The organism is Duganella caerulea (genome assembly GCF_040362985.1).
Classification (GTDB): domain Bacteria; phylum Pseudomonadota; class Gammaproteobacteria; order Burkholderiales; family Burkholderiaceae_D; genus Rugamonas; species Rugamonas vulcania.
Window position 1 is genome coordinate 24,264 of sequence record NZ_BPWJ01000005.1, and the last position, 16,326, is coordinate 40,589.

Sequence of the window (16,326 nt, forward strand, 5' to 3'; positions counted from 1 at the left end):
TTCTTAGAACAGGTCGGCGTCGAGAGCCATCAGGTTGGCGGAGCCCGAACGTGCCTGGCGAATCAGGGTTGCAGTTTCTGGCTGCAGGCGGGCGAAGTAGAAGCGCGCCGTGGCCAGCTTGGCTTTGTAGAAGTTGTCGCCGCTGTCTTCCTTGGCCAGGGCGATTTTCGCCATCTGTGCGAAGAAGTAGCTGTACACCATGTGGCCGACCACGCGCAGGTAAGGTACGCATGCCGCGCCGACTTCGTCCGGGTTCTGGAAGGCTTTCATGCCGATTTCCATGGTCAGCTTGGTGACCTTGTCGCCCAGGTCGCCCAGCGGGGTGACGAATTCGCTCATCGCTTCGTCGGTGCCGTTCTCTTCCACGAAGGCCTTGATCTTCTCGCCGAACTTGCGCAGCTTGGCGCCGTTGTCGCCCAGGATCTTACGGCCCAGCAGGTCCAGCGACTGGATGGTGTTGGTGCCTTCGTAGATCAGGTTGATGCGGGCGTCGCGCACGTACTGCTCCATGCCCCATTCGGAGATGTAGCCGTGGCCGCCGAACACTTGCATCGCTTCCGAGGTGGCGATCCAGGCGTTGTCGGTGATGAAGGCCTTGACGATCGGGGTCAGCAGCGCGACTTCGTCGGCGGCTTCCTTGCGCACTTCTTCGTCCGGATGGTGCAGTTCGCGGTCGATCTGCAGCGCGACGTACGAGGTGAAGGCGCGCGCGCCTTCGGCGTAGGCCTTGCCGGTCAACAGCATGCGGCGCACGTCGGGGTGGACGATGATCGGATCGGCCGGCATTTCCGGATTCTTCACGCCCGACAGCGAGCGCATCTGGATGCGGTCCTTGGCGTAGATCAGCGCGTTCTGGTAGGCGACTTCGGTCAGGCCCAGCGACTGCATGCCCACGCCCAGGCGGGCCGCGTTCATGAACACGAACATTGCGTTCAGGCCCTTGTTCGGCTGGCCGATGATCCAGCCCTTGGCGCCGTCCAGGTTCATCTGGCAGGTCGAGTTGCCGTGGATGCCCATCTTCTCTTCGATGGCGCCGCAGGTGATCGGGTTGCGTTCGCCGACCGAGCCGTCTTCCTTCGGCAGGTACTTAGGCACCAGGAACAGCGAGATGCCTTTCGAGCCTTCCGGCGCGTCCGGCACGCGGGCCAGCACCAGGTGCAGGATGTTTTCCGACATGTCGTGCTCGCCGGCCGAGATGAAGATCTTGTTGCCGGTGATCAGCCAGGAGCCGTCGGCCTGTGGCAGCGCTTTCGAGCGCAGCATGCCCAGGTCGGTGCCGCAGTGCGGTTCGGTCAGGCACATGGTGCCGGTCCACTCGCCCGAAACCAGCTTCGGCAGGTAGACTTTCTTCTGTTCGTCGGTGCCGTGTTCCTTCAGGCACTCGTAGGCGCCGTGCGACAGGCCTGGGTACATGGTCCATGCCTGGTTGGCCGAGTTCAGCATCTCGTAGAACGAGTTGTTCAGCACCACCGGCAGGCCCTGGCCGCCGAATTCAGGATCGCAGGCCAATGCCGCCCAGCCGCCGTCGACGTACTGCTTGTACGCTTCCTTGAAGCCTTTAGGCGTGGTCACGGTGTGGGTCGCGGCGTCGTGCTTGCAGCCTTCGCGGTCGCCCGAATGGTTCAGGGGGAACAGCACCTCGGCGGTGAACTTGCCGCCTTCTTCCAGCACCTGATTGATGATGTCGGCATCGACTTCGGAATAGTCCGGCAGCGATTTCAGTTCCTCTTCCACTTTCAGGAACTCGTGCAGAACGAATTGCATATCCCGGATTGGCGCGACGTATTGACCCATGATTTTCTCCTGATGACTTTTGTAGTGACTACGATGTGAATTAGTGTGTTTTACGTTATTGCTGCGCCACCACCGCGGACGGTGTTTGCGGATTGCGGTACGTTTCGATCAAGCGCTCGAAGCCGACGCCGGCCCGGCCCAGGCTGCCCGGTATGCGCAGGAAGCGCGCATCGTGGTGCAGGGCCAGGATCAGGCCGTACATTTCGTACACCAGCTGCTGCGGGTCGGTGTCGGCCTTGAGGTCGCCGCATTCGATGCACTGCTTCACGCAGCGCAGCAGCGCGCCCTGCCAGGCGCCGACCATCGCCATCAGCTCTTCGCGGATCGGACCTGGACGGTCGTCATACTCCACCGCGCCGCTGATGTAGATGCAGCCCGACGCCACCTCCACGCTGACCCGCTTGACCCAGCGCGCGAACATCGACTTGAGCCGCTGGATGCCGCGCGGTTCTTTCACGCTGGGGAAAAACACTTCCTGTTCGAAACGATGGTGGTACAGCTTAAGGACTTCCAACTGCAAATCTTCACGCGAGCCGAAGTGCGCGAACACGCCGGACTTGCTCATGTTCATCTTATCCGCGAGCAATCCGATGGTCAGGCCTTCCAGACCATCACGGCTGGCCAGGTCCAGCGCCACGTCCAGGATTGCTGCGCGGGTCAGTTCGCCTTTGCGCATAAATTTAGTTGAGGTATTAATAAGATTGCGTCCCAAGGTAACATTCACGGAGAGAAATGAGTATTCTGCTCCAGTTGAATTTACTCCGTGTGAAAAGAATTGCGAACGCTCGTACTATTATCCAGCGAGGGGTAAATGTCAAACAGTACCGTTAGAGGTGGCGTTCTATTGTCGCGGTGCAACATGAGCTGTTGCCGCAGGGGGACAGCGGGCGGCAACAGCGGGGGTTATGGCAGGGGGCGAAGCTGGATGGAAATAGGAGCGCGCAGGCGGGCGGCGAAGGCGGTCACGCGGCGCTGCCAGGCGGCGGCGTCGCCCACCTCGCCGGACCAGCTGGCGATGGCGCCGACGTAGTAGCGCAGCGGCTGGCCGGGGCGGATCGGGGCCAGGATCAGCTCGTTGGCGGCGTCCGCCGCGTAGGCCGGCTCGCCGGACGGCAGCACGATGGCCACGCCGAAATCGCCGGCGCTGCGCTGGGTCACCCACTGCGTCAGCGCGCGTGCGGCCGGCAGCGGCGTCGCGGCCACCTTGGGCTCCTGGGGCGCGTAGGCCGGTGTTTTATTGAGGCCGATGGCGGCGGTCAGGCTTGCCGGGCCGCTGAAGCTGAAGGTGCTGTCGATCTGGTCGAAGTCGTGCCCGGCGTCGACGGTGAAGCGCTTCACTTCCGACACGCGGGCGCCGGCGGCGTCCCAGGCATCGTAGCTCAGCTCGAAGACGGCGCGGATCGGGCCGTTGGCGATGACTTTCCATTTGGCGTAGTTGCGGCTGGTGTAGAGCTGCTTGCCATCCCAGATGCCGGTGCCGCCGGCGCCGCGCGTGGTGCCCACGCCGTACATGTCCAGCCCCTCGCCCTCGTCCTTGTGGTAATGGTCGTGGCCCTTGTTGTACCAGCGGTCGACGATGGGATAACGCACCCGCTTGAACCAGATGTCCAGCCCGCTCGTCACCAGCACTTCCTTGCCGCTGCCCTGCGTGTCGGGCGCGGCAAGCGCCTGGCCGTAGGTGCGGTGGGCGATGCGGTCGTTTTCCCATGCGAAGTCGTCCAGCCGTTCCGGCACGTAGCGGGCGAAGGCCCGCACCGGGAAAGGCGGCGCCACCGACTCGCTCTTCTCCACCGTGAAGCTGGCGCTGTGCTCGCCGGCGGCGAAGTCGTGCTGGAAGATCAGCTCGCCGTAAGCGATGCCCTTGCCCTGCGGGTCCTTGGCCTCCGGCGCCACGTTGGTCACCTGGTACGGCAGGCTGTGGCCGGCCGCGTCGCGCACGGTCAGGCGTTGCAGCAGCGCACCCGGCAGGGCCTTGTTGACCTCGGACCACGGGATGGCGATGGTCTCGGCCGGGCGGGCCGCGTCGAGCTCGTGGGTGGCCGTGATGGCCAGCCGTTCCGCCGCGCCGGCGGAGGTGCCGGCCAGCGCCAGCAAGAGTGCGTAACGTGCGTGCATGTCAGTATTTCACCGGATAGTCTTTGGGGAATTGGCGGCCCGAGTAGGCCAGCTTCTGGGTCCAGTCCTGCGCCGGCGCGGTCCAGTAGGCATCGTTCTCAGGCAAGCCCAGCGACAGGAAGCCTTCGGAAGCGATGTACATGCTGCCGTTATTGGAGTACCAGTCGCCCAGCTCGGGGTGGTGGCCGACGAAGCCGATGTTGAGGAAGCCGTCGCGGGTGAAGTTGCTCGGGCCCGACCACACCGTCTGGTGCACGGCGTGCAGCGCGGCGCGCACCTGTCCTGCCGGCAGGCTGGCCGGCAGCTGCTTGCGCCAGGCCAGCAGGCCCAGCGGCTGGAACACGGCGGTGCGGTAGGTCAGCGAGCGGCCTATCGGCGGGTAGGTGCCGGTTGGCGAGATGAAGCGCTCCAGATGCTCGCAATAGCGCTGCGTGCGTTGCAGCGCCTGCGCCAGCAGCTCCTCCGGCTTGGCGTTCCAGAACGGCCCCTTGCAGCGCACCAGCACTTCGAGGATTTCCAGCAGCATCGGATACATCACGTACGAGCAGTAGTAGTCGAAGTGGAAGGACTCGCCATCCTTGATCCAGCCGTCGCCCACATACCATTCGTTGATCTTGCGGATGGCCACGTTCATGCGCAGCGGATCGGCTTCCTCGCCGATCGACAGCAGCCAGGCTTCGTTCATCGCGGCGAACAGCAGCCAGTTGATGTACGGCGGCTCGATCCGACGCAGGCTCTTGATCTCGGCGATGATGCGCTGCTTGGTGATTTTTTCCAGCGGATCCCACAGCGCTTTCGGCGCGCGCATCAGCGCGTTGGTGAAGTAGGCCGAATCGACAAGCGTCTGGCCCGGCCCTTTCCACAGCAGGTAATCCGGGTTCTTCGGGTCCACCGAGTTGGTGTAGCTTTGCAGCGCCAGCTGTTGCAGGCGATGGCGTGTCTTGCCCTCGGCCGTGCCGTCGTCCGGCAATGCCAGCCAGGGCGCGGCGCCGGCGATCAGGCGGCCGAAGCACTCAAGATAGGCGACGCCGGGATCGCGGCCGTCCCACGTCGGGCTGAGCTCCAGCGGGAAGTTTTTCTTCAGCTTGCCCTGCGCCATGTTCGACAGCACCGGCTCGGCCATCTGCTGCAACAGGCCGGCCATGTAGGCGCGCTCGCCGCCGGCCACAGGCGCGCTGTCGGCGGCTGCGGTGCCTATCAATCCGGTGGCAGCCGTGCCGGCCAGCACCGCTTGCATAAAGTTGCGACGTTCCATCGTGTCTCCTTATTTTTGATCGAGCAAGCGTACCAGTTCCGCCGACGCCAGCAGGAAAGCGCCGACGCCGAAATCGGCGGTCGAATTCTGGTCCACCACTTGGCCCGGTATCGCGCGGTCGCCTATCGGCTGGACATAGCCTACGCGGCCGTCAGGTTGCAGCGCCACCTTGCTCAGGTAATGCCAGCCCTTGCGCGCCACAGGCAGGTATTCGTCGCGCGCCAGCACGCCGTGATTGATGCCCCACAGGTAGCCGTAGGTGAAGAAAGCGGTGCCGCTGGTCTCCGGTCCCGGGGCGTGCTGCGGATCGAGCAGGCTGCGGGTCCAATAGCCTTCCGGCTGCTGGGCGCGTTTGAGCGCCTGCGCCATGTCCTTGAAACGGGCCACGTAGTCGGCGCGATGCGGATCGTCGGCCGGCAGTTCGTCCAGCACACGGGCCAGCGCGGCGAACACCCAGCCATCGCCGCGCGACCAGAAGTCCTTCTTGCCGTTGACGCTGGCGTGCGCGGGATAGACATACTTGGCGTCGCGGTAGTACAGGTGCTCGACCGGGTCGTACATGATGCTGTTGGCGTACTCGAAATACTGGTGCAGCTTTTCCAGGTAGCGGCGGTCGCCCGTCACGCCGTACAGCTTGGTCATCACCGGCATCACCATGTACAGGCCGTCGGACCACCACCAGTAATCGTCGCGCGCGGTGCTCATCTCGTATTCCATCACCTCGCGGGCGCGGGCGATCTTGCGCGGATCGGGGGCCAGCTTGTACAGGTCGGTGTAGGTCTGGAAGCAGATCTGCCAGTCGCCGAACAGCACGTGATCGTCGGTCTCGCCGTAGGTGTGTTGCCAGCGGCTCTTGTCCGGCGAGCGCGCGCCCATCCACTGGTTGTGCTCGGCCCAGGCTTCGGCGTAGCGCCGGTAGGCCTCGTTGTGCGTGACCTGGTAGGCCGCCATATTCCCCGTCTGATAGGCCGCCACGTGCCAGAACGCCCACTGCTGCGCAGGCGTGCTGCGCTGCCAGTGTCCGTTGACCTGGTCGATGATGGCGACCACTTCCGCCCTGCTGGCGTCGATGGGCGCGCCATCCTTTGCCGGCGTGGCGCAGCCGCCCAGCGTGACGGCCAGCACCAGCAGCAATCCTTGCGCGTATTTTTTTAGGTTCATAGTGTCATGTAAAAAAGGGCCGAAGGCGCGGGACCGCCACCTTCGGCATAAATGCCCGGAACCATGACGTGGCTCCGGTCTGGAGTGCTCGGTACTTCAAGGTTTCCACTGCCACACCTGCACCGGCGACGATGCGCCGGCCGATGCGCCTTCGCCGTCCAGCTGCGGCACGTCCTGCACGAACAGATGCAGTTCGCCGCGCCGTCGCCACAGCTCGGTGTCGAACGAAGGCTCCCACGCGCCCACCGGCGCCGTGCCCAGGTCGCGCACGGTCCAGCGCGGCCGGTGCAGGTCGGCGATGGTGGCCACCGATACCTTGTTGCCGCGCTCGGCGTCGCGGAACACCAGCAAGGCGCGCTGATGGTCCACCATGATCTGCGGCCGCGATATCGGTATCGCCTTCGTGCCCAGACCACTCAGCGAAAACGGCGTGCGGCGGAAATCCAGATCAAGTTGCCGCCACGCGCCGCCGTCGCGGTACAGCAGGTGGTACTGCGGCACCGTCGAGCCGGCCACGCGCCAGTAGCTGGCGATCACCGGCTCGCCGTCGGCACCGGCCGCCATCGAGGTCTGGTTGATCAGCTCGCTGTTCTGCGGGACGTGTGCGGCGTATTCCGCACTGCCGGCCGTGATTGGCAGCGTGTAGCGTTCCCCGTTGCTGCGTTCCCACGTCAGGCCGCCGTCGCGCGAGCGGGCGTAGGCCATGTCGTGGTTGCTGGCCACGTCCGGCGATTCGCGCCACACCCACGACAGGTGGATGGTGCCGGCACGGTCGACGAAGGCTTGCCAGTAGGCGCTGCGCTGCCCTTCCCCGTCGATCAGCTTGCTGTGCAAGCGGGTCCAGCTGGCGCTCGCCACGTCGTAGCGGTTCATCACCAGGTTGCCGTGGCCAGAGCCGCCATCACGGTAGAGGAACAGCAGGCCACCGTCCGGGCAACGGAAGAACTCGGGATAGGTGGCCGAGTCTTCGTCTTTGCCCAGCATCGGCGTTTCCGGGCCCAGCTCCAGCGCGCCGGGACGCGTGCCGCGCGCGTACCGCAGGCGCTGGTTATGCGCGTCCCACGCCAGGTGCAGGTAGCCGGCGCCGTCCACCATGACGCTGATGCTGTTGTGCGCGTCGGCCGCGTTGCCGTGGTACGGCGTGCGTTGCAGCGTCCAGCGTGTGCTGCCCAGCTTGCGCTTGCCCAGCACCACGGCCGCGTCCTTGCCGTAGAAGGCGATGTACTGCGTATCGCCATCCGACACCAAGGAGTTCTTGCGGAACACCACGGCGTTGACCGAATTGTTCGCCCAGCCCGGCGCGACATCGACCACGCGCGCGGGACCGGCGGCCTGCGCCGCGCAGGCGAGGCAAGCCAGCAGCAGCGGCAGCAGGTGCTTAGAACTTGCCACGCAGTCCAACCTTGATGGTACGGCCGTCGTACTTGGCGTAGTCCATGCGCGTCTTCTTGCCGCTGCCGTACTGGCCGCTGGCGTCCTCGAAGTAATCGTAGGACAGCGTGTTGGACAGGTTCATGGCGTCGATGCGCAGCTCCAGCTGTTCGTTGATCTTGTAGCTGGCGTTGGCGTCCAGGTAGCCGCGTCCCGCGTGCCAGCGGATCAGGTCGTCGCCCAGGTTGCGCGGATTGTCCGGGTGCAGCGAGCGGCCCTTGTAGTTGTAGGACATGCGCAGCGCCAGCGGTCCGCGCTCGTAGTAAGCGGTGGTGCTGTAGGCATACTTCGGCACCGAGTTGACCTCGATCTCCTTGCCTGCGTTGGTGATCCACTTGGCGCTGTTGAACGGATCGATATGGGTGTAGCTGGCCAGCGCACCAAAGCCCTTGAACGGTTCCGGCAGGAAGGTGAACGCTTGCTGGTAGGCCAGCTCGTAACCCTTCAGCGTCTGCTCGCCGGCGTTGGTGTAGCTGCGCAAGGTCATCGGCAGGTTGGGATCGACGTGGCCGTTGGCATCCTGGAAGATCGCGCCCAGCGCCGTGTCCGGCAAGCCCAGCGCGCCGAAGGTGGTGTTGGTGGTGTTGGCCACGGTGGCGTCGGTCAGCTTCTTGCGGAACACGGCGGCCGACAGCAGGCTGCCCGGCTGGAAGTACCACTCCAGGCTGGTGTCCAGGTTCTTCGATTGCTGCGGCTTCAGGCTGGCGTTGCCGGCGGTGGCCGAGTTGTCGAAGGGATTCGGAATGACGGTCTGCGCCGCGATGATCGACAGCGAGGCCCGGCTCACGGTCTTGCCCCACGAGGCGCGCCACATCAGGTTCTCGGTCACGTCCAGCGCCGCGCTGAAGGCCGGCAGCACATTGCTGTAGGTGCCCTGCTCGTGGTTGGCGGCGTAGGTCAGGCTGGCGCCCTGCTGCTTGAAGTTGTCGATGCCGGTCTCGGTGCGCGAGTAGCGCACGCCGGCGTTGAAGCGCAGCTCGTGGCCGGCGACCTCGCCCTTGAAGTCGGACTGGATGAAACCGGTCGACACTTTCTCCGTCGCGCTGAAGCTCTGCGCCGGCGTGAAGGTCGCCTCGGTGTTGTAAGCCAGCGGATCGAAGGCCGAGTAGGTGGCGCCACGAGTGAAGGTGCCCCAGGCGTGTGGCCAGCCGGCGCCCATGTCGAGATTGTCGACCGGCAGCGTGGTAGTCATCAGGCCGCGCATGCCGGCGTTGCCCAGGCCATTGAGCTTGGCCGTGGCGGCGGCCGTGCCGTTGCGCTTGGCGATGCCCTTGGTGGTTTCCACGTACACCACGCCGGCCTTCAGGTGGCCGGTCCAGTCGCCTGGCAGGTCGTAGTCCCAGTCCGCGACCAGACGGCCCTGCTTGCCCTTGTCGGTCTCGCGGGTCCAGGTGGTGCCGACGCCGAAGCCCTGGTAGTTGTTCAGGTCGGTATAGCTGGAAGTGGACGACAGCGATGGATAGACGTGGTCGCTGCCGTAGTCGATGGTGGAGTCGACGCCGAAGATCTGGCCCGACAGCGTGTCCTGGTAGGTCAGCGCGTTGCTGTTGTTGGCGCTCAGCTGGCCGGTCAGCGCCAGCTTGCTGGTGGCGGCCCAGCGGCCGTTCAAGGCGGCGTAGCCGAACTTGGTTTCGTCCTCGCTGTAGGTGACGCCGCTGCTGTACGAGGTGTTGCCGAAGGTGCCGGTCAGCAGGTTGGAATCGGGATCGATGTGCACGTTCAACGGTACCAGCCCGTTGTGGCCATTCTGGCCGGCCGGCGCGGCGCGGTTGGTGGTCTTGCTGTTGCGGATCAGCAGGCCCATGTACATTTCGTCGCGGTGGTTGGTCAACTTGGAACCGAGCACGTCCAGGCTCAGGTTCAGGTCGGCAGTCTTGTATTGCAGCGACGACACCAGGCCGTCGCGGGTGCGTTCGTTGGCCGAGCCGTAGAAGCGGTAGATGCGCGGCAGCAGCGCGTTGTCGATCTGGCTGCGGGTGTAGCCGCCCAGGTTGGCGCGCGGATCGTCGTAGTCCAGCTGCATCGCGAAGTTGCCCTTGACCGGATTCTGGCTGCCGCGCGCCGAGCTGTTGTAGCCGCCGGTGGCCTCGAAGCCGGAGCGGTTGTTGGTGCTGGCCGAATGCGAGACGCCGGCCAGGAAGCCCCAGTGTCCCCAGGTGTTGGAGTACAGCGCGAAGCCCATCGGGTCGGCGTTCTTCGACATGGTGTTGTACGCCTCGGACACGGCGTAGCGGATGGTGCGCTTGGGATTGTCGAACGGACGCGGGGTCTGCAGGTCCACCACGCCGCCCAAGCCGCCTTCGCTCAACTCGGCCAGCGGCGACTTGTAGAAGTCGACCCGGCCAAACAATTCCGACGCGAACACATCGTAGTTGAAGCCGCGCGCCGCGCTGCCGATGGTGCTGGTGGAGGTGGTGTTGACCGGCGCGCCGTTGAGCGTGGTCACCGAGTATTCGGTCGGCAGGCCGCGGATCGAAATGCGCTGGCCTTCGGCCGAGCTTTCGTCGCGGTTGAGGATGATGCCGGGCACCCGCTGCAGCGATTCGGCGATGTTCGCCTCGGGGAATTTGCCGATGTCCTCCGCCACGATGGAATCGCGCACGCCGATGGCCTGCTGCTTGAGGTTCAAGGCTTTTTGCAGGCTGGAGCGGAAGCCGGTGACCACCACGGTGGTCGGTTCGGCGGCGGCGCCCTCTGCCGGTGCGGCTGGCGCGGCCGCCTGCTGGGCGGCGGCGTCGTTGCCGTAGGCCGCTGCCAATGCCAGCGGCAGCAGAGTGGCGAGTAGTTTCTTATGCATTATTTCCCCCGTTGTTGTGTACAACAATTCACTGTGTAGTTTTGTCACGGCGCGCCGGTGTCTCCTGAAAAAACGCGCCACGTTGCCTGATTTTTCGGCATGTGGTCACGTTACCACCCCTTAAACTCATCGTACAACTGAAATCTTCAACGGCCACAGCGGATGTGGTATCGTAACCACATGACAAAAGCCAGCAAACTCAGTGAAGTGGCGAAAATCGCCGGGGTCTCGCCGATCACCGCCTCGCGGGCGATCCGCGGCAATGGTTACGTGTCGGAGGCGGCGCGCACGCGCGTGCTGGCCGCCGCCGCGCAGCTGAACTACACCCCCGACATGCTGGCGCGCCGCATGCGCGGCGACAAAAGCAAACTGATCGGCGTGTTCGTCAACCACTACGGCTCACTGGTGCTGCACGAAATCACCAAGGCCATCAGCGACGAGGCGCGCCGCCAGGGCTACGACATCCTGCTCTACAACGCAGAACGCTTCGACCTGCCCAGCCGCATGGAAACCTGCGCGATGCTGAGCCAGTTGTGCGCCGGCCTGGTGCTGCTGTTGCCGAACGCGGCCGACGGCTACCTCGACGTGCTCGAGCGCCAGCGCCTGCCCTGCGTGTTCGTCGGCTTCGACGCGCGCCCGGTCAACCTGCCGGTGGTGGTGGTGGAAAACCGCCTCGGCGCCCGCACCGCGGTCGAGCACCTGCTGTCGCTGGGCCACCGCCGCATCGCCTTCATCGGCGGCACGGCCGGCACCGGCCAAGGCGCCGAGCGGCTCAAGGGCTACAACGACGCCCTGCTCGCGGCAGGCCTGACGCCCGATCCGGCGCTGGCGGTGGACGGCAACTTCTCGCAGAACGGCGGCTACGCGGCCACCGAAAAACTGCTGTCGCTGGCCGCGCCACCGACCGCCATCTTCGCCGCCAACGACGAGACCGCATTCGGCGCCATCGACGCCATCCACAGCCGTGGCCTGGAGGTGCCGGACGATATCTCGGTGATCGGCTTCGACGATATCTCCACGTCCAGCTTTGTGCATCCGCCGCTGACCACGATGCGCCAGTCCAACGCCGACATGGCGGCCCGCGCCGTCAACGAATTGCTGGCGCAGATACAGGGCGAGGAGATACAGGCCAAGCGCATAGGCTTCGCGATGGAGCTGGTGGTGCGCAGTTCCACCGGTCCTCTGCGCCGGCCTGGCTGATGGACAAGGGCGGCGCCATGGCCGGGCAGCGCGCCGCCTGGGGCGTGGCCTCGGCCGGCCTGCTGGCGGTGCTGTTCTGGCTGCTGGTGGGCGACCTGGCGATCTCGATCCGCGAACGCGCCGCGCTGCCCAGCGGACTGGAACTGCTGCGCCGCAACGGCGCCTCCGACACCACCACCTCGCTGCTGATGTCGACCGTGCCGGCGCTGCTGAGCGTGCTGCTGGTCCCGCTGCTCGGCTACCACTCGGACCGCCTGCGCAGCCGCTGGGGCCGGCGTCGGCCCTTCCTGCTGGTGGCCGCGCCGGTCGGCTGCGCCGCCATGCTGGGCCTGGCCTGCTCGCCGGCGCTGGGCGCGTTGGCCGACGCCGCGCTGGGCGCGCTGTCGCCGGGGCGCCGGCTGTGCAACCTGACTGCCTTCAGTCTGTTCTGGACCATCTTCGAATGCGCCGGCATCAGCGCGGTGTCGCTGTTCACCGGCCTGGTCAATGACGTCGTGCCGCAGGGTTTGCTGGGACGCTTCTACGCGGCCTTCCGCATTGTCGGGCTGGGCGTGGGCATCGCCTTCAACACCTGGGTGTTCGCGCTGACCGACCATTACCTGAGCGAGATCCTGCTGGCCATCGGCCTGGTGTTCGGCGTGGCGCTGCTGCTGGTGTGCCTGATGGTGCGCGAGCCGCCCTGCATCGATGTCGACAACGCGCCGCGCCCGGCCGGCTGGCGCGCGCTGGCCGTGCCGCGCGCCCACGTGCTGGCCTGCTTCGCGCATCGGCCCTTCCTGTGGGCGGTGGCGGCCTTCATGCTGGCCAGCGTCACCTTCAGTCCGTTCAACACCTTCTACCAGTACTACGCCCACCTGTCCGGCATCCCGAAGTCAACGCTGGGCACGCTGACGGCGTACGGCTACGCGGTGTCGATCCTCTCCGCCTTCGGCATCGGCTGGCTGGTGGACCACTACGGCGCGCTGCGCGTGTCCAGCCTGATCATGGGCGCGTACGGAGCTTCCGCCGCGCTCGGCTACCTGAGCCTGGGCGATCCGGCCTGCTTCCCGTGGTTCTACCTGGCGCATGTGGTGGTGTCCGGCGCCTGGTTCACGGCGGCGGCGTCGCTGCCGATGGCGCTGTTCCCGAAGGCCCGGTTCGTGCAGTACAACTCGACCAAGGATTTGATGGTCGTGCTGGGCAATATCGTGGTCAGCGGCGTGCAGGGGCCGGTGCTCGACCTGTCCGGCCACGACTACCGCCTGACCCTGCTCAGCGGCGCCGTGTTCGCGCTGCTGAGCCTGATGTGCCTGGCGCGCCTGCGGCCACGCCTCTAATCGTAGCCGCCGGCCTTGCCCAGCTGGCGCCGGTCGCGCTTGGTGGGACGGCCCTTGATGTCCGCGCCCGGCTCACGGTACAGGCGGCGGTTCTCGGCCACGTCGGCGCGGCGCGCCACGCTGGCGTCGGTTTCCTCGTACAGGTTGCGCGCGATGGGCGCGGCGGCCCGCACGTCGGACAGGTTCATCACGTCGACCTCCCAGCGGTCGGAGCCGTTATCGATGTCCAGCGTGTCGCCGATGCGCACCGCGCGCGCCGGCTTGACCTTGTCGCCGCCCAGCTTGACCTTGCCGCTGTCGACCGCCTCGGTGGCGAGCGAACGGGTTTTGAAGAAGCGCGCGGCCCACAGCCACTTGTCCAGTCTGACACTTTCGCTCAAGCGTATTTCCCCACTGCGAAGACCCGCATCACCATCTTGTACGCGAAAAACGCGACCTCGTAGCCGATGCGGCGGAAGCGGCCGACGTGCTTGATGTCGGCCGGGTTGATCAGCACGCCCTCGGCGATGGCGGCCTCGATGTGCCGGCGCAGGTTTTGCGCGAACACCGCGTCCTTGATCACCACGTTCGCTTCCTGGTTCAAAAACAGGCTCAAGCCGTCCACATTGCTTGAGCCCACGGTGGCCCAGTCGTCGTCCACCACGGCGACCTTGGCGTGCAACTGGGTCTTGTGATATTCCACCACTTTGACGCCGGCCGCCAGCAGTTTCGGATAGAACGAGTGGGCGACCGCGTCCTGCAGCCAGATCTCGCCGACGCCGATCAGCAGCGTGACCTCGACGCCGCGCTCGGCGGCGGCGGCCAGCGCGTGGCGGAACTTGGCGCCGGGCGCGAAATACGGATTGGCCAGCAGCACGCTGTGGCGCGCGCGCCCCAGCGCCTGCAGGTAGGCGCGCTGGATGGTGCGGCGGTTGCGGAAATTGTCGCGCACCACAAAGCCGGCCTGCACCATGTTCTGCGTGGCGATCTTGTTCACCTTGCGCATGTCGCGGAACAGGCCGATCCGCTTGATGATGCCCAGCCGGCCCAGCCGGCGCCACTGCGTCAGCGCCTCCAGGTGGATGGCCGCCACCAGCGGGCCGCGCACCTGCACCGCGAAATCCCAGCGCGGCGCGACCAGCTCGATGGAGCGGTTGCGGTCGCAGAACATGTCGTCGTTGATGTTGATGCCGCCCACGTAGGCCACCTGGCGGTCGACCACGCAGATCTTGCGGTGGGTGCGGGTGACGCCGCGCTTGAACCACGGATTGAACACGCGGTGCTCGACGCCGGCCGCCACCAGCTCCACGTGCATGCCGTTGACCTGGCGCCGGCCGGTGCCCCACCAGTCGGTGATCATGCGCACCTGCACGCCGCGCCGGGCCGCGTTCATCAGCGCCGCCATCACCATCTTGCCGGTGTCGTCGGCGGCGAAGATGTAGGTCTCGAAATACACCTCGTAGCTGGCGGCGTCGATGGCGGCGACCAGGGCCGGAAAGAAGTCGGCGCCGGTGTGGAGCAGCGTGACTTCGTTATCGGCGATGAAATTAACTGTGCGCATGGCTGGATTCTACCCTTGAGTTCCAAAATACGGCGCGAAACAAGTCTATAATAAATTGCAACCCCAGTGGGAATGGAGCGCCCGGAGCATGCGTAGCCTGTCGATGATGATGCTGTTGTCCTGCCTGCAGCCGGCGGCTGCCGCCGTGCTGGCCGATTGCCCCAAGGTGGTGGTGTCCGCCGACCCCGACTATCCGCCGCTGCACTGGTACGACGGCAAGACGCTGCGCGGCCCCAGCATCGACCTGGCCACGCGCATCCTGTCCGACCTGAAGATCCCCTACGAAGTGCGCTACGTCGGCCCGTGGAAGCGCGTGCTGGCCACGGCGGCGGCCGGCAAGATCGACCTGGTGGCGACGCTGAAGATCCAGCCCGAGCGCGAACGCTACCTGGACTTCGTGCGCACGCCGGCCTTCCCCAATCCGGTGGCGGTGTTCGTGCCGCGCCGGCACGCCTTCATCTTCAACACCTGGCAGGACCTGGCCAGCCACAAGGGCGGCATCGCGCTCGGCAACACCTTCGGCCGCGAGTTCTCGGCGTTCTCCGCCGCCCACCTGCGGCTGGAGGAATCGGGCACGGCCGACAGCAACTTCCGCAAGCTGGGTCTGGGCCGCATCGATTATTTCATCAGCGGCCTGTTCACCGGCGAGGCGTGGCTGGCGCGCCACGGCGGCGGCGCGCAGTTCATGGCGATGCGCCCCTTCCTGACCGAGGACAAGAATTATTTCGCCTTCGCCAAGCTCAGCCCGTGCACCCGCCACCTCGACGCCTTCGAGGCGCGGCTCAAGGAACTTGTGGCCAACAAGACCAACCTCGTCATGCTGAACAGCAGCCTGCAGCAGCTGGACGTCAAGCTCGACAGCGCGACGCTGGTGCGCAAATAATCGTCCGCGAATAACTCAGCCCAGCGCCAGGCTGGCGACGATGGGCGCGTGGTCGGACAGCTTGGCCCACAGGCTGCCGTGCATCACCTCGGCCGTCTCGACCTTGAAGCCGCGCACGTAGATGCGGTCCAGCCGGAAGAACGGCAGCGCGGCCGGAAAGGTGCGCGCCGGCGTGACGCTGGCCTTGCGGCGCAGCGTGCGCACCAGCTCGTCGAGCGTGGAGTTGGAGCCGATCTGGTCGAAGGCCTCGACCACGCCAAGCGCGTTGCGCAGCTCGGCGCTGAGGGTGTTGCGCCAGTCGTTGAAATCGCCGGCGATGATGACCGGCTCGCCGTCCGGCGCCGAGGCGCGCACGGCCGAGATCAGCGCCTGGGTCTGGCGGCGCCGGCCCGCCTCGAACAGGCCCAGGTGCACGACGTAGCAATGCACCGCGCCCTTGGGCGTGTTGAGCACGCAGTGCAGGATGCCGCGCTGCTCGTAGGCGTGGTCGGAGACGTCGTGGTTGGACTGGTTGGCGATCGGGAAGGCGCTCAGCAGCGCGTTGCCGTGGTGGCCATGGTCGTACACCGCGTTCATGCCGTAGGCGGCGTGGGCGTGGCGCGACTCGCCGGCCAGGTACTCGTGCTGCGCCGTGGCCGGCCAGTGCTTGTGGCCCAGGTGCTCGGCGCCGTACTTGGCGGCGTTCAGGTCATGCTTGCCCTGCACCTCCTGCAGGAACACCACGTCGGCGTCGAACAGGCCGATCGCCTGCTTGAGCGCCAGCACCCGCGGTTCGCTGCGGATGGCGGACACGCCCTTGTGGATGTTGTAGGTCGCGACTCGGATTTTCATCCT

The 16,326-nt window shown here is 65.8% G+C and carries 13 protein-coding genes; 3 read left to right on the forward strand and 10 right to left on the reverse strand.

Annotated elements, in window-relative coordinates; genetic code table 11:
• Nucleotides 1-3: 3 nt before the first annotated feature.
• The 7 genes from ACUJB0_RS15895 to ACUJB0_RS15925 form a co-directional block, all read right to left on the reverse strand.
• Nucleotides 4-1,794, reverse strand: coding sequence for an acyl-CoA dehydrogenase C-terminal domain-containing protein (locus ACUJB0_RS15895; RefSeq protein WP_444846077.1), 1,791 nt, complete (start codon nucleotides 1,792-1,794; stop codon nucleotides 4-6).
• A gap of 55 nt (nucleotides 1,795-1,849) precedes the next feature.
• Nucleotides 1,850-2,470 (reverse strand): TetR/AcrR family transcriptional regulator, encoded by a 621-nt coding sequence (locus ACUJB0_RS15900; protein WP_117014361.1) that lies wholly within the window; start codon nucleotides 2,468-2,470, stop codon nucleotides 1,850-1,852.
• A gap of 227 nt (nucleotides 2,471-2,697) precedes the next feature.
• Nucleotides 2,698-3,909: a DUF4861 family protein gene (locus ACUJB0_RS15905; protein ID WP_444846078.1), complete on the reverse strand. Its 1,212-nt coding sequence runs from the start codon at nucleotides 3,907-3,909 to the stop codon at nucleotides 2,698-2,700.
• A 1-nt stretch (nucleotide 3,910) separates the two neighbouring features.
• Nucleotides 3,911-5,164, reverse strand: coding sequence for a DUF2264 domain-containing protein (locus ACUJB0_RS15910; RefSeq protein ID WP_444846079.1), 1,254 nt, complete (start codon nucleotides 5,162-5,164; stop codon nucleotides 3,911-3,913).
• Nucleotides 5,165-5,173: 9 nt separating this feature from the next.
• On the reverse strand, nucleotides 5,174-6,325 hold the full coding sequence (locus ACUJB0_RS15915) for a glycoside hydrolase family 88/105 protein (RefSeq protein ID WP_444846080.1): 1,152 nt from the start codon (nucleotides 6,323-6,325) through the stop codon (nucleotides 5,174-5,176).
• Nucleotides 6,326-6,421: 96 nt separating this feature from the next.
• Nucleotides 6,422-7,717 carry a BNR repeat-containing protein gene (locus ACUJB0_RS15920; protein ID WP_444846081.1) on the reverse strand — a complete coding sequence of 432 codons (1,296 nt, stop codon included), beginning with the start codon at nucleotides 7,715-7,717 and terminating at the stop codon, nucleotides 6,422-6,424.
• Complete coding sequence (locus ACUJB0_RS15925) at nucleotides 7,704-10,553, reverse strand: TonB-dependent receptor (RefSeq protein ID WP_444846082.1); 2,850 nt, start codon at nucleotides 10,551-10,553, stop codon at nucleotides 7,704-7,706. Before ACUJB0_RS15925 ends, ACUJB0_RS15920 begins: the two co-directional genes overlap by 14 nt.
• A gap of 180 nt (nucleotides 10,554-10,733) precedes the next feature.
• Between ACUJB0_RS15925 and ACUJB0_RS15930 the strand changes: the two genes are divergently transcribed.
• Together ACUJB0_RS15930 and ACUJB0_RS15935 are read left to right on the forward strand one after the other, a co-directional pair.
• Nucleotides 10,734-11,753: a LacI family DNA-binding transcriptional regulator gene (locus ACUJB0_RS15930; protein WP_444846083.1), complete on the forward strand. Its 1,020-nt coding sequence runs from the start codon at nucleotides 10,734-10,736 to the stop codon at nucleotides 11,751-11,753.
• Nucleotides 11,753-13,069 carry an MFS transporter gene (locus tag ACUJB0_RS15935; protein ID WP_444846084.1) on the forward strand — a complete coding sequence of 439 codons (1,317 nt, stop codon included), beginning with the start codon at nucleotides 11,753-11,755 and terminating at the stop codon, nucleotides 13,067-13,069. The genes ACUJB0_RS15930 and ACUJB0_RS15935 overlap by 1 nt, the downstream gene beginning before the upstream one ends.
• Here ACUJB0_RS15935 and ACUJB0_RS15940 read toward each other — a convergent pair.
• The gene (locus tag ACUJB0_RS15940; protein ID WP_161087518.1) at nucleotides 13,066-13,449 is read right to left on the reverse strand and encodes an RNA-binding S4 domain-containing protein; all 384 of its coding nucleotides are present in this window, start codon (nucleotides 13,447-13,449) and stop codon (nucleotides 13,066-13,068) included. The two genes, ACUJB0_RS15935 and ACUJB0_RS15940, sit on opposite strands and share 4 nt — an antisense overlap.
• Complete coding sequence (clsB, locus tag ACUJB0_RS15945) at nucleotides 13,446-14,609, reverse strand: cardiolipin synthase ClsB (protein WP_444846085.1); 1,164 nt, start codon at nucleotides 14,607-14,609, stop codon at nucleotides 13,446-13,448. The genes ACUJB0_RS15940 and clsB overlap by 4 nt, the downstream gene beginning before the upstream one ends.
• 88 nt (nucleotides 14,610-14,697) lie before the next feature.
• Between clsB and ACUJB0_RS15950 the strand changes: the two genes are divergently transcribed.
• Nucleotides 14,698-15,492, forward strand: coding sequence for a substrate-binding periplasmic protein (locus ACUJB0_RS15950; protein ID WP_444846086.1), 795 nt, complete (start codon nucleotides 14,698-14,700; stop codon nucleotides 15,490-15,492).
• Between the two features lie 15 nt (nucleotides 15,493-15,507).
• On the opposite strand, the gene ACUJB0_RS15955 is transcribed toward ACUJB0_RS15950, so the two are convergent.
• Nucleotides 15,508-16,323, reverse strand: coding sequence for an endonuclease/exonuclease/phosphatase family protein (locus ACUJB0_RS15955; protein WP_444846087.1), 816 nt, complete (start codon nucleotides 16,321-16,323; stop codon nucleotides 15,508-15,510).
• Nucleotides 16,324-16,326: the final 3 nt, after the last annotated feature.